Origin of the sequence: Shewanella sp. SM23, from assembly GCF_025654295.1 — a bacterium.
Classification (GTDB): domain Bacteria; phylum Pseudomonadota; class Gammaproteobacteria; order Enterobacterales; family Shewanellaceae; genus Shewanella; species Shewanella oncorhynchi.
On sequence record NZ_JAKKRM010000008.1, the window covers coordinates 110,536 to 124,863 of the forward strand.

General features: G+C 45.1%; 12 protein-coding genes. 8 read left to right on the forward strand and 4 right to left on the reverse strand.

The genetic code is table 11. The annotated features are described in order from the left end of the window. Positions 1–581: 581 nt before the first annotated feature. Complete coding sequence (locus L5L98_RS12050; RefSeq protein ID WP_131524961.1) at positions 582–3,689, forward strand: EAL domain-containing protein; 3,108 nt, start codon at positions 582–584, stop codon at positions 3,687–3,689. 158 nt (positions 3,690–3,847) lie between these two features. On the opposite strand, the gene arsH is transcribed toward L5L98_RS12050, so the two are convergent. The 3 genes from arsH to L5L98_RS12065 all read right to left on the reverse strand — a co-directional run bounded on the left by arsH (position 3,848) and on the right by L5L98_RS12065 (position 6,372). Continuing rightward, entirely contained in the window at positions 3,848–4,570 is a 723-nt protein-coding gene (gene arsH, locus L5L98_RS12055) for an arsenical resistance protein ArsH (protein ID WP_317633953.1), read from the reverse strand. Further along, the gene (gene arsC / locus L5L98_RS12060) at positions 4,567–5,001 is read right to left on the reverse strand and encodes a glutaredoxin-dependent arsenate reductase (protein WP_198573266.1); all 435 of its coding nucleotides are present in this window, start codon (positions 4,999–5,001) and stop codon (positions 4,567–4,569) included. The genes arsH and arsC overlap by 4 nt, the downstream gene beginning before the upstream one ends. An 87-nt stretch (positions 5,002–5,088) precedes the next feature. Further along, a complete protein-coding gene (locus tag L5L98_RS12065; RefSeq protein ID WP_263141093.1) occupies positions 5,089–6,372 on the reverse strand; it encodes an arsenic transporter in 1,284 nt (427 codons plus the stop codon). Positions 6,373–6,729: 357 nt separating this feature from the next. Between L5L98_RS12065 and L5L98_RS12070 the strand changes: the two genes are divergently transcribed. The 7 genes from L5L98_RS12070 (at position 6,730) to L5L98_RS12100 (ending at position 13,455) form a co-directional block, all read left to right on the forward strand. Next, positions 6,730–7,077, forward strand: coding sequence for a metalloregulator ArsR/SmtB family transcription factor (locus L5L98_RS12070; protein WP_105250495.1), 348 nt, complete (start codon positions 6,730–6,732; stop codon positions 7,075–7,077). A gap of 90 nt (positions 7,078–7,167) precedes the next feature. Next, positions 7,168–8,166: a permease gene (locus L5L98_RS12075; protein ID WP_263141097.1), complete on the forward strand. Its 999-nt coding sequence runs from the start codon at positions 7,168–7,170 to the stop codon at positions 8,164–8,166. 11 nt (positions 8,167–8,177) lie between these two features. Further along, a complete protein-coding gene (locus tag L5L98_RS12080; RefSeq protein WP_411569210.1) occupies positions 8,178–8,291 on the forward strand; it encodes a thioredoxin family protein in 114 nt (37 codons plus the stop codon). 64 nt (positions 8,292–8,355) lie between these two features. After that, a complete protein-coding gene (locus tag L5L98_RS12085) occupies positions 8,356–9,366 on the forward strand; it encodes an ArsJ-associated glyceraldehyde-3-phosphate dehydrogenase (RefSeq protein ID WP_263141099.1) in 1,011 nt (336 codons plus the stop codon). Positions 9,367–9,371: 5 nt separating this feature from the next. Next, entirely contained in the window at positions 9,372–10,622 is a 1,251-nt protein-coding gene (arsJ, locus tag L5L98_RS12090) for an organoarsenical effux MFS transporter ArsJ (protein ID WP_263141101.1), read from the forward strand. A gap of 455 nt (positions 10,623–11,077) precedes the next feature. Beyond that, positions 11,078–12,568, forward strand: a complete 1,491-nt coding sequence (locus L5L98_RS12095) for a SulP family inorganic anion transporter (RefSeq protein ID WP_263141103.1) — start codon at positions 11,078–11,080, stop codon at positions 12,566–12,568. Between the two features lie 32 nt (positions 12,569–12,600). Then, positions 12,601–13,455: a universal stress protein gene (locus tag L5L98_RS12100; protein WP_263141105.1), complete on the forward strand. Its 855-nt coding sequence runs from the start codon at positions 12,601–12,603 to the stop codon at positions 13,453–13,455. 147 nt (positions 13,456–13,602) lie between these two features. Here L5L98_RS12100 and L5L98_RS12105 read toward each other — a convergent pair whose 3' ends face one another. Continuing rightward, on the reverse strand, positions 13,603–14,187 hold the full coding sequence (locus L5L98_RS12105) for a YSC84-related protein (RefSeq protein WP_105250489.1): 585 nt from the start codon (positions 14,185–14,187) through the stop codon (positions 13,603–13,605). Between the last annotated feature and the right edge of the window lie 141 nt (positions 14,188–14,328).

The window sequence follows — 14,328 nt, forward strand, 5'->3', positions numbered from 1 at the left end:
TAGACATGGGTTTTAATAGTTCTTGTATATTTTTCTTTTAACCTCACAGGTATGGGCTTATATCCTTACCCGTAATATCTACCTTTTTAGGTATTTAAATTATGGTTTTTTTATGTTTTGGAGGTAGAGGTTTTATGTCAGCATGGCTGATTCAGCACTCATCTTATTGGTGTGTTAGAAATGCGATGTGGTGACTGAGTTCCTAATGATTTACGCCGGGGATTTTGGATTTTCATCGCACTGTGAGCCAGATATGCTGTGCATTTACTTAGGAAATTTACTGTAAGTTAGCAATATATCGCTTTCTATCGTTAATGATTGAACGCTCAATAATCATTTTTAGATACTGTTTGCAGTTTAATATCTGATAGCTATATTTTAGGCATGTATTTGATTTGCATTTTTATGTTGTACATTATTCTTTCGGGTTTTTATTAGATTATACTGATACTTTTTAAGTTATAGTCTTTAGCTTGAATATGATGTTCATCTGTGGAATGACCACCTATTGTTGGCTGGCGTTAGTGCCAATCATAGATCAAGGGAGTCGTTTTGATGGCGCTAGTTGTGATGGAGTTAGGATGGTTGACAATACTGTACATAATCATAAATCTCGGACTCAATATATTATTTTAGCTGTGGCTATTTATGCGCTTGCAGCGCTTGGGTGGATCTTTTTATCCGATCAATTGTTGCTTGTATTTACGGACACTGAAACTGTGTTTCGTTTATCCCTCGCTAAAGGTTTTTTCTTTGTATTTACCAGTGCCTTTATCCTACTTTTTGTTCTGAATGCCGTTCCTGACCGTCATAATGCTCCATCGGGTAATTTGCTAGAAATAACCTTTGCTCGCTCTGTAGCGATAAGCAATATCTCATGGCTTAAATACATTGCGATATTGAGTTTTACGCTGATAACGCTATGGTTTGCCAATTCGCTTTCAGCTGAGCAGCACCAGCGCTTACTATTGCTGATTTTTATGTTGCCTATTTCATTAAGCGCTATTGGTGGCGGATTCGCCCCCGGATTAGTCGCGACATGTCTCTCTGTTCTGTGTGTCTATTATCTTCATCCAACCGCCAATAGTCTCGACAATATTCATTCGGTAGATTGGTTACAGCTTATTAGTCTAAGTGTTTACGGCATAGTGATCAGTGCACTAAGCGGCTATTTACGTGCTTCATTACAGAAATTGGATGTGAATCATCAACTGCTCGATTCTGTGGTTTCTCAAACAACTGATGGTATTTTTGTGAAGGATTTGGCGGGGCGTTATATCTTGGTCAACCAAGGTGCCGCTACCTTTGTCGGCAAGAGCATGGGTGACATCTTGGGCAAAGATGACACTGATATTTTTGATGCTGACTCTATTGATATTATCCAAGAAAAAGATCGCACTGTATTAGTGTCCGGAATGGTCACCACACATAAAGAGTATTTACATATTCAGGGTGAAGCAGCCATTTTTCAAGTGACCAAAGGTCCTGTGTTTGACGCTCAAGGTGCAATTTGTGGCTTATTTGGAATAGCAAGGGATGTCACGACTCAAGAAAAAAATGCTGAACATTTACTCATTAGTGAGTTGGGATTAAAACAAGCACAACAATTATCAGGGATTGGCAGTTGGGAGTGGGATTTAGTTACTGATTCGCATACTTGGTCTGAACAGGTTTTTGTGATTTATGGCTTGCCATATAAAGAAGCTGCCCCTTCGATAGAACAAGTGCAGAAATTATTTACTCCTGAGAGTTGGCAAGCGTTAAGTACGCTGGTGATGCGATGTGTGCATACGGGAGAAGAGTATGAATGCGAAGCTGAGTTGCTAGATCCTAATCGTGCCCATCGTTGGATTATGGCTAGGGGTCAAGCACAGCGTGATCCGCACGGTAAGATATTTAAATTGCACGGTACAGTGCAAGATATTACCCAGGCGCGACAGCTTCAACAACAACTAGCGGCTCAAACAGCACAATTGCAAAGGGTTATTCAAGGTTCTGAACAAGGATTCTGGGACTGGAATGCTGTTACTGGAGAAGTGCAAATCAGCCCAAGATTTGAAGCCATTTTGGGATATCAAGCTGGCGAGATGAAGTTGACGGTTAATAATTGGCGCCAATATGTGTATGTCGAAGATGTGCAAAATATAGAGCAACAGGTTCTACAGCATCTCATCCATAAAACAAGCAGTATAGAGTTGGAAGTGCGCTGCATTAAAAAGACTGGCGAGCTGTGCTGGATATTGTGTAAGGGGCGAGTCGTTGAAGAGGATAGTCAAGGTCGAGCGTTGATGATTTCGGGAACCCAAGCCGATATCACGTTATTAAAGACCCATGAGACTGAGTTAGATCGCGTGGCAAATTATGATGCACTCACAGGATTACCAAATCGTCGCTTACTTTTAGACCGTTTTCAGCAAATGATTGCCCATGTTCAACGTAATGGCAGTATCTGTGCCGTGTGTTTTATGGACCTTGACGGGTTTAAGGTGGTCAATGATCGTTATGGCCATGAGGTTGGTGACCAACTGTTGATCGCGATTGCAAATAATGTGTCTGTGGTGATTCGGCAGCAAGATACGTTGGCCCGGGTAGGAGGCGATGAGTTCGTTATCTTATTTGAGATGATGTCTGAGGAAGAATGTACTCAAGTACTATTACGAATACTGGCGGCGGTCGATCAGCCGATATCAATCGGCGATTTAAATCTTTGTTTAACGGCTTGTATTGGCGTGAGTTTGTATCCAGAGGATAACGTTGACCCCGACATTTTATTGCGCCATGCCGACCAAGCCATGTATATGGCAAAATCGGCAGGTAAGAATCGTTTCCAAATGTTTGATCCTGACATTGATCGTAACATTATTGCTCGGAGAACTTGGTTAGAAGAACTTAAGTCAGCTTTTGAACGTCATGAATTTGTGATGTTTTACCAACCAAAAGTGAATCTCGCTACCGGTAAAATTATTGGTGCGGAAGCCTTAATTCGTTGGCGTCATCCACTGCGAGGCATAGTCGGTCCGAGTGAGTTTTTACCGGATATTGCAGGCAGTGATCTTGAAATTGCTTTAGGTGAATGGGTTATCAATACTGCAGTAGCGCAATGGCAAAATTGGCAGCAGAGTGGTCGTCCGATAGCAGTAAGTATTAACGTAAGCGCTCGGCAGCTATTGGCTGAACACTTTAGCGCGTTCTTAAAATCGACGTTAATGCAATATCCCGATTTGACGGCCTCGGATCTAGAATTGGAAATTTTAGAGAGTGCCGCCATTGAAGATATGACATTGGCAATTGATATCCTTCAGGAATGTAAGCGTTTGGGGGTTCATTTTTCCCTAGATGATTTTGGTACAGGTTATTCGTCGTTAACGTATTTACGCCAATTACCCATATCGACGATAAAAATTGATCAGAGTTTTGTGCGAGGTATGCTCGATAGCGAAGATGATTGGCGTATCGTGGAGGGTGTTATCCGTTTAGCGTCAGTATTTAATCTTAATGTGATTGCTGAAGGTGTTGAAACCATTGCCCATGGTAAAAGTTTAGCTGAATTGGGCTGCCAATTGTGCCAAGGCTATGGCATTGCTCGGCCTATGCCTGTAGAGGAGTTTGCTCTTTGGTACGATGAATGGCCATCGCAATATCAACAGATTAAACATGAATTCAAGCAAATGGACGAATTGCATCTTTAATAGCAAGTTACAGAGAGTTTTTAGCTGGCTTTAAGGATTTAGGTGCTCACTCGTGTATTTGGAATGTACTTATTTGGCGTGATGGTTCTTATCTGGAGCAAAAGTTGGCGCTGGGCTAATCTTTTGCTCCATAGTTCAGAATACTTTTAGTGTTTAATCTATATTTCTTTTTGATTTACTCGGGTTGATAGCTCTGAAGCGCTTTCTTTGCGTTCGCTATATCGGTTCGTGAGGAAATCAACATTGCCCCTCAGGAGTAAAGTGAATTTCATCAATTCCTCCATAACATCAACTACACGATCGTAGTAAGGCGAAGGTTTCATTCGGCCTGCTTCGTCAAACTCTAACCAAGCTTTTGCAATTGAAGATTGGTTGGGTATGGTGAACATGCGCATCCATCGTCCCAATATACGCATTTGGTTTAGTGTGTTGAAGGACTGTGAACCACCACTCACCTGCATTATTGCTAATGTCTTACCTTGTGAAGGCCGGACAGCACCTTCAGCCAAAGGGATCCAATCGATTTGGGCTTTCATAATACTGGTCATCGCACCGTGGCGTTCTGGTGAACACCACACCATACCTTCGCACCAACGTACCATTTCTCTTAGTTCCATGACTTTGGGATGACTGTCAGGCGCATCATCAGGAAGTGGGAGTCCAGAAGGGTTAAAAATACGCACCTCTGCGCCCATGTGTGTTAATAGTCGTGCGGCTTCTTCCGTCGTCAGTCGGCTATAGGAGCGTTCTCGTACTGAGCCATAAAGCATCAGTATTCTAGGCGGGTGGGTTAAAGGAGTTAGATTAAAACAATCCATATCCATGTTATTAAATATTAATTCTTGTTTGAGCGCTGGCATATCGTGGTTTAGTGGTTTCATGTGCGAACTCTTTGTCCCTGTTCATTAATGATGATTTCGCCATCTTCTTTGGTGAAAGGGCCTTGTTGTGCTTTGGTCAAAATATCAAGCACTGTCTCAGACGGGCGACAGAGTTTTGTGCCTCGCGGCGTAACGACGATAGGACGGTTAATTAAAATGGGATAAGTCAGCATGAAGTTAACCAGTTCTTCATCAGTAAATGTGTCTTCAGAAAGTCCTAGTCGTTCAAATGGTTCAACATTGTTGCGTAGCAATGAACGCACAGAGATTTTCATCTCATTAATTAACTTAAGTAATTCATCGCGGGAGGGCGGCGTTTCTAAGTAGTGGATGATTTGGGGTTCGACTCCACTATTACGGATCAATGCTAAGGTGTTGCGCGATGTGCCACAGGCTGGATTGTGGTAAATCTTAATGCTGTCATCAATCATATTAGTCATAACATGTCTCTGATAAATAATTGCTTATAAATTTATCCATAGGCACTAAACAGATGCTCTAGTGCCCATGGACGAAGATTAGAAGGAGAGGCGCAGCGCCAGTGCCGCTAGGGTGACAAATAGCACAGGTAGCGTCATCACTATGCCGACGCGGAAATAATAACCCCAGGTAATATTAATATTTTTCTGCGCCAGTACATGCAGCCACAGCAGGGTTGCTAAACTGCCGATGGGGGTGATTTTAGGACCTAAATCGCTACCAATTACGTTAGCGTAAATCATGGCCTCTTTAATCACGCCAGTTGCATTGCTGCCGTCTATCGAGAGGGCGCCAATTAACACCGTTGGCATGTTGTTCATAAGGGACGATAAAAACGCGACCAAGAAGCCCGTGCCCATAGTGGCAGCCCAAAGCCCTTGTTCTGCCAAGCTATTTAATACGCTTGATAGGTAATCGGTTAAGCCTGCGTTGCGAAGACCATAAACCACTAGATACATGCCGAGTGAAAAGACTACGATTTGCCATGGCGCGCCGCGAAGTACCTTAGTGGTATCTATGGCATGGCTTTTTTTCGCGACAACAAACAGGATCAGGGCACCCACGGCAGCCACTAAACTCACGGGCACACCGAGCGGTTCTAAGCCAAAAAAGCCCACCAAGAGTAAGACTAATACGCCCCAACCGGTTTTAAAGGTGTTGAGGTCGCGAATGGCGGCCTTAGGTTCGCGTAGTTTTTGCAAGTCGTAGGTCGCGGGAATATCTTTGCGGAAAAACAGATGCAGCATGACTAAGGTGGCACTAATAGCAGCAATATCGACAGGCACCATCACAGAGGCGTATTCGTTAAAACCTATGTTGAAGAAGTCCGCTGAAACAATATTGACTAGGTTAGAGACAATTAACGGCAAACTTGCGGTATCGGCAATAAAACCCGCCGCCATTACAAAGGCTAAGGTTGCTCCGGCGCTAAAGCCCAGAGCCAGTAACATAGCAATCACTATGGGGGTGAGGATCAGCGCCGCGCCATCATTGGCAAACAATGCGGCAACAGTCGCGCCGAGTAATACTATGTAAGTAAAGAGTAAACGCCCACGACCTTTGCCCCAACGGGCCACATGCAGCGCGGCCCATTCGAAAAATCCCGACTCATCCAATAATAAACTGATGATGATCACGGCAATAAAGGTGGCGGTCGCATTCCAGACAATATTCCATACCACAGGAATATCCCCTAAGTGCACCACACCCAGTAGTAGGGCCAATACGGCGCCCAAGGTAGCACTCCAACCTATGCCTAACCCCTTAGGTTGCCAAATTACTAACACTATGGTGAGAACAAAAATTGCCCCTGCTAACCACATACAAGCTCCTCAAAGAGTAGAGATTGTCTACCCGTAACCATAAAATAATGCCCTCACCTAACGATATTGTCGGTGGGTCAGAATGATTTTTTATATGTGAATTTTCGTATGTATCTTAGTGTTGAACACTATACTCAAACACCATTTTGATTAATGTGTGAAACTTAAGGTGATCTTATATACGGATATTTACATATATGAAAATTCGTATATATTGTACAAGGTCTTTCCAAAAGATCCATAGCCATGAAAAACGAGTGTTGTTTCTTACCGCTCACAGCTTGCTGTTTGAATGAACCTTTAGGAAAGTTAACAAAAGGATCAAAATGTTTGTACTAGTTCAGTCTAAGGGCATCAATGATTAATCCAACCCAGTTTTTTAAATGTTTAGCCGATGAAACCCGCTTGCGTTGCATGATGTTGATCCAGCAAGAGGGGGAGCTCTGTGTCTGTGAATTGACCGAGGCATTGCAAGAGACTCAGCCTAAGATTTCGCGACATTTGGCCCAATTACGTAAATGCGGTTTATTAGTTGATCGCCGTCAGGGGCAATGGATTTTCTATCGTATCAATAATGACTTACCCGAATGGAGTCAGTTAGTGTTGAGTGAAGTTACCAACCAAAACACTGTATTCCTTGAAGAAAATATGCGTAATTTGTGCAAGATGGGCGGGCGTCCTGACCGTGCTAAAGCTTGCTGCTAGAAGACTAGCAGCAAAAATTTAACCTCAAATATACGTTTTTTCATATGTTTACGTGTCTAAAGTTTTGCTTAATATTAAGGTGGCGTAACAATGCTGCAAATATTTTCAGATTTAGCAAGCTGGTTAACTTTTGATTTGATGGGTTTAGAGCCCAATACTAAGCTCGCCGACGCCATCCATTTTTTTATTGAAGATACCACTAAGATTTTTGCGCTCCTGTTGCTGATGATTTATGGCATCGCTTTGGTGCGGGCCTCGCTCAATGTCGAGCGGGTTCGGGATTACTTGGCGGGTAAAAATCGTTTTGTCGGTTACTTTATGGGATCGGGTTTTGGCGCTGTTACCCCATTCTGCTCATGTTCGAGTATTCCGGTTTTTTTAGGTTTCACTTCCGCGGGGATCCCCGTTGGGATCACTATGGCATTTCTGATCACTTCGCCGTTAATTAATGAAGTCGCCGTTCTGTTGCTTGTGAGTCTGCTGGGCTGGCAGTTCACTGTGATATACGTGCTGGTCGGCATGTCAGTGGGTATGTTGGCGGGGGCATTTTTAGACACGATTCGCGCTGAGCGTTGGCTGCAATCCTTTGCCGCCAAAGCACTCGAGCAAGGTAAGGCGCAAGCAAGTCGCGATAATAGCGAGGGTATGACATCAACATCCATGACGTTAACGGAACGGCATGAATTTGCGAAAGGCGAGACCCTAGAGATTTTTGGCCGAGTGTGGAAATGGGTCATTATTGGGGTTGGGCTTGGCGCCGCACTCCATGGATTTGTGCCTGACGGTTGGATCGAAGCCCACTTAGGCGATGGTCAATGGTGGTCGGTTCCTGTGGCGGTATTGATTGGTATTCCTCTGTATTCCAATGCCACAGGGGTTATTCCTATCATGGAGAGCCTTATCACTAATGGCTTGCCCGTAGGGACGACATTAGCATTTTGTATGTCTACGGTTGCCGCCAGTTTTCCCGAGTTCATTTTGCTCAAGCAGGTGATGCAATGGCGTTTGCTGGCCATCGTTTTTGCCATTTTATTGATTTCATTCACCTTAATCGGTTGGATCTTTAACGCTATAGGTCCCATTCTGTGAGAATTATAAAAATGTTAAACATCAAAGTATTAGGTAGTGGATGCGCTAAATGCACTAAAACCGCTGAGATCATTACCGCCATTGCCAACGAGAAGGGCATTAGCGCGGCTATATCGAACAGATAACGCTTTAATCTTAAACAAATAATATAAAACACCTAATATAAAACTGAGTGGGAAGGATGCAGGTATGACAATCAAAATCGGGATAAATGGCTTTGGCCGTATGGGACGTTTAGCATTGCGCGCTGCTTGGGGCTGGGAAGAGGTTGAGTTTGTGCAGATTAATGATCCCGCAGGGGATGCGGCGACCTTAGCTCATTTGCTGACATTCGATTCTGTGCATGGCCGCTGGCAACATGAGGCGATCAGCGATGGCGATGACATCATTATCGATGGCAAGCGTATTCGCTGTACTCGCAATAAAACCATCGCCGAAACCGATTGGTCCGGCTGTGATGTGGTGATTGAAGCCTCGGGTAAGATGAAAACCAAAGCAGTGCTACAAGCTTATTTAGATCAAGGCGTTAAACGCGTTGTAGTCACGGCGCCTGTTAAAGAAGAGGGCGTGTTAAACATTGTCATGGGGGTGAATCATCAGCTCTATGACAAAGCCATTCATCCGATTGTGACTGCGGCCTCCTGTACCACTAACTGCTTGGCGCCAATCGTCAAAGTGATCCACGAAAACCTCGGTATAGTGCATGGTTCCATGACAACCATTCATGATATTACCAACACTCAAACTATTTTAGATGCGCCGCATAAAGATCTCCGCCGTGCACGGGCCTGTGGTTTAAGCCTTATCCCTACGACAACAGGCTCAGCGACGGCCATTACCCATATTTTCCCTGAACTCAAAGGTAAGCTTAACGGCCATGCGGTGCGGGTGCCATTAGCGAACGCCTCATTAACCGATTGCGTGTTCGAGGTGAGTCGCAAAACGACCGAAGCTGAAGTCAATCGCCTGTTAAAAGAAGCGGCAGACGGACCGCTAAAAGGTATTTTAGGTTATGAGGAACGACCGTTAGTCTCGGTTGATTATAAAACCGATCCGCGTTCGAGCATTATCGATGCGCTATCGACCATGATTATCAATGGCACTCAGGTCAAACTCTACGCTTGGTATGACAACGAGTGGGGTTATGCCAATCGCACCGTCGAACTGGCCCGCATGGTCGGTCTGATGGATAAGGCATAAGCTTTATGGGTAAGCTTACTGGGTTTTTGTCTAACATATCACCCGAGATCCGCCAGTATTTGGTAGTCACAGGCAACTATTGGGCATTCACGCTCACCGATGGCGCATTACGTATGTTAGTGGTGCTCTATTTTTATGGCTTAGGTTATAGCCCGCTGCAAATTGCCATGCTATTCCTCTTCTATGAAATCTTTGGGGTGGTAACGAACTTAGTCGGCGGCTGGCTCGGGGCGCGTTTAGGCTTAAATAAGACCATGAATGTGGGCCTATTTATGCAGATTGTCGCCCTTAGCATGCTGCTTGTGCCTAGCGGTATGCTGACGGTTGCTTGGGTGATGGCGGCGCAGGCCTTGTCGGGTATCGCTAAAGATCTCAATAAGATGAGCGCTAAAAGCAGTATCAAATTGTTGGTGCCCAATGATGCTCAGGGTGAGCTGTATAAGTGGGTTGCTATGCTCACTGGCTCCAAAAATGCGCTAAAGGGCGCGGGGTTCTTCTTGGGCGGCGCCTTACTGACCCTGTTTGGATTCCAGCAGGCCGTGTTAGGCATGGCAATTGTCCTATTGCTGGTGTGGATTTTTAGTCTGTTAAGTTTGCAGCGCGATTTAGGTAAAGCCAAAAACAAACCTAAGTTCACGGAAATTTTCTCTAAGAGTCCGGCGGTAAACACGCTTTCTGCCGCACGCATGTTTTTATTTGGTGCGCGGGATGTGTGGTTTGTGGTGGCTTTACCCGTTTATTTGGCCTCAACCTTTGGTTGGGATCATTGGTATGTCGGCGGTTTTCTCGCACTCTGGGTGATAGGTTATGGCATAGTGCAAGGCTTCGCACCTCGCTTGACGGGGACAAAGTCGGCGAGCCAAAACAAGGTTCCCGATGGACGTAGCGCCTTAGGTTGGGCGGCGATATTGAGCATAGTGCCGGCAGGCATTGCGCTGGCGATAAGTTATGACTTCCATGCTGCGAATATACTGATTTGGGGATTGATGCTGTTTGGCGCCTTATTCGCGATCAACTCTTCATTACACAGCTATCTTATCGTCAGTTATGCGGATGAAGATGGCGTATCGTTAGATGTGGGTTTTTACTACATGGCTAATGCTATGGGGCGTTTGATCGGGACTGTGTTGTCTGGCTGGGTGTATCAAGTGTATGGCATGGCGGCTTGTCTGTGGATATCGGCGGCATTTATTGCGTTAGCGGCGCTTATCTCAATCAAACTGCCTCGGCATAAAGCGATATCAGATGGTGCTTAATACTTACCTAAGCTATCCCTGAGTTGTTGCGGTTTTTTTTATTCAATGCCCGCCAAAGTATGGCGGGTATTTTAATCACTCTGATGTTAACTGAAGTTTTTTGATTTTGAGCAAACAACTCTCTATACTCCGGCCTGTTTTATACACGTCATTATGTCGCTATTCCCAATAGCACAACTATTTTTAATGCAGTCAAATTTGAGTTGGCTCATATAAGTGAGGTTATTTTTCGGTGATGAGCATTAAGCCGCATTAGTTTAATCCTTTCTTCTTGGATCGTTAAGCTCCGTCCTTATTAGCTACCGACTCGGTAGTTGTTTTGCTGTACCCCATAATCCAATTGCAGTTCGTCACCTTGACGCATAAGTACCTTATTGGCTATGCGCTGACATTTGAGTCAAGTGTTGATATTAGCTATTGGAAGATATGATTAAATTTCAATCAGAGTGAGTGACATGATACAAACCATGAAAAAAGAGTGGTTCTCCAATATACGCGGAGATCTGTTAGCCGGTATTGTGGTTGCACTGGCGTTAGTCCCTGAGGCGATTGCCTTTTCTATTATTGCAGGCGTCGATCCTAAAGTCGGCCTGTATGCTTCATTCTGTATCGCAGTGGTCATCGCGTTTACAGGTGGTCGTCCTGGTATGATCTCTGCCGCAACGGGTGCTATGGCGTTGTTGATGGTGAGCTTAGTGAAGGAACACGGCCTCGAGTATTTACTCGCGGCGACCCTATTAACTGGTGTGCTGCAAATTGCCGCGGGTTACTTAAAGCTAGGAAGCTTGATGCGTTTCGTCTCCCGTTCTGTGGTGACGGGCTTTGTGAATGCACTGGCGATTCTGATCTTTATGGCCCAGTTGCCCGAGCTGACTAATGTTACTTGGCATGTGTATGCGATGACGATTGCAGGCCTTGGTATTATCTATTTATTCCCACTTATCCCTGTGATCGGTAAATCCGTACCTTCGCCTCTCGTGTGTATTGTCGGATTAACACTTTTTGCGGTTTATATGGGGTTAGATATTCGTACTGTCGGTGACATGGGGCAACTACCTGATACTTTGCCTATTTTCCTCTGGCCTGAAGTGCCATTGACCCTTGAAACTCTGATGATCATCTTCCCTTATTCGGCCGGCCTTGCCGTGGTGGGTTTGCTGGAATCTATGATGACTGCCACCATAGTCGATGATTTAACCGATACCCAAAGCGATAAGAATCGCGAGTGTAAGGGCCAAGGTATTGCCAATATCGGCGCGGGTTTAATGGGCGGTATGGCTGGTTGCGCTATGATTGGTCAGTCGATCATCAACGTTAAATCGGGTGGTCGCGGACGGTTATCGACCTTTTCAGCGGGGGTATTTCTACTCATATTGATTGTATTCCTCGGCGAATGGTTAAAGCTCATCCCTATGGCGGCACTGGTTGCCGTGATGATCATGGTGTCTATCGGTACTTTCTCTTGGGATTCAATTCGTAATCTTAAGCATCATCCAATATCAACCAATCTTGTGATGGTGGCGACCGTTGCTGTGGTGGTCGCTACCCATAACTTAGCTATGGGAGTATTTGTGGGGGTATTACTCGCGTCCCTGTTTTTTGCTAATAAAGTGGGCCGTTTTATGGTGGTTAAGAGTGTAACGGCTGCTGCTGACGCAGGTCGCCATTATCAAGTTATTGGGCAAGTCTTTTTTGCCTCGGCAGATAAGTTCAGTAATTCATTTGATTTTAGGGAAGTGGTTGATAAGGTGACTATTGACTTATCTCAAGCGCATTTTTGGGATATTACTGCGGTATCGGCCCTAGACAAGGTAGTGATTAAATTCCGTCGCGAGGGAACTGAAGTGGAGTTGATTGGCCTTAACCAAGCCAGTGCAACCATAGTCGATAAATTTGGGGTGCACGATAAGCCTGAAGACGTTGAAAACATGATGTCTGGTCACTAAGCCCTTAGCAACACAGTAAAAGGAAAATAACGATGACAAATGTGATTGCCTGTATCGACGGTTCAAAAGTGACACTCGCCGTATGTGACGCCAGTGGCTGGGCCGCTCAGCAACTGGATGCCCCAGTAACTCTATTGCATGTATTGGATAAGTCTGCTTATCCGATAGAGTCAAATCTGTCAGGAAATATTGGCCTAGGTACACGGGAGCACTTACTCAATGAAATGGTTGAGCTTGAAGCGCGTCGAGGCAAACTCGCACTTGAGCAGGGTAAGTATATGCTGCAAGATGCGCAAACGCGCATCGTGGAGGCACAACCCGCAGTTGTGGTTGAAACCTTGCAGCGTCACGGCGATTTAGTCGAAACCCTGTTAGAGCAAGAATCCCATGCCAGACTGGTGGTGATGGGCCGTCAAGGGGAGCAGCATCAAGATCAAGCGCAGGCCATTGGCAGCCATTTAGAAAATGTCATTCGCACGCTTAAGCAGCCTATTTTAGTGGTGATGGACGAGTTTACTGCACCGAAGCGATTTATGATCGCCTATGATGGCAGCATTACTGCGAAAAAAGCCCTTAATCAAGTGCTAACGAGTCCGCTCTTGAAAGGGCTCGAATGTCATTTAGTGATGGTGTCTGATGATCAATCGCTGGCGACAGCTGAACTGGCGTTGGTGACCGAATCTCTGATTGCGGCGGATTTCAATGTGGTTACCGCCGTTTGTCAGGGAGAAGTGCAAACGGCCCTTGAGATCTATCAACTTGAGCATCAAATCGATCTTATGGTGATGGGCGCCTATGGTCATTCGCGTATTCGGGAGTTTTTTGTGGGTAGTAATACCACAAGGATGATCAGTAAAAGCTATATCCCCTTATTATTACTTCGCTAAGTTAAATATGCATTTCAACTTATTTCGCTCAATCCTAATGACTTGGTTTTAGTTAGAACATCTGAGTCTGAAGCTTGAGGTAATCATTTAAGAAAAAACGGCGAGCATTTAGGCTCGCCGTTTGATATCACAGTCGAATGGTTCGTGTTAGTTAGCTTTAGGCTCGAAGCTAAAGGCTTGACCCGCAAGAGCGGCTTCAAACATTAAGCCGCCTTTTGCTGCGGTAAATACTGCCATACCGTTGATATAAGAGCCGCTCGCCGAGCGATTACCACCCGATTGGCCTGCGCCTGCTGAGTTGCCTGTGGTTCCTGCTTGAGCGCTTGCTCCCATGTTGATGGCAACTGCCGACGCTTGGGCATCAAACTCGAAACTGCCGCTCGTGAAGGCTTCATAGGCTTTGGCATCTTTAAAGAAGATGATCTCGCTGTAGGCTTGTCCACCTAATTGAAAACCGATGGATAATTGAGTCAGACTCGAATCACCCATATAGGCACCGCCTTGGTAGACTCGGCCTTTGCCATAGGCTGCACCGATCCCAATTCCGCCTTTACCCACAGTTGGGAATAAAGCATAGCCATAGGCTGTGTCGAAAAATTTACTGGTTTCTTTCGCTTTTTGGAAATTGACTACAGCCTGATCGTAGCTTTCATCTGCATGTACAGTTGGGGCAGCAAATAGGCTCACAATAAGGCATGTTGATGCCGCAATGGCTGTTAAAAATGATTTCATGGTAACGCCTCTTCAAGTCTTTAGTTGTTCCAGACTAGCCTTTATCGACACAAATGACAGCCAAAAGTGACATATGTGTCAGCTTAGGTTCAGTGTTCGACTTAATGGTTGGAGTGATATTGGTGGTGATGATTGGAGTGC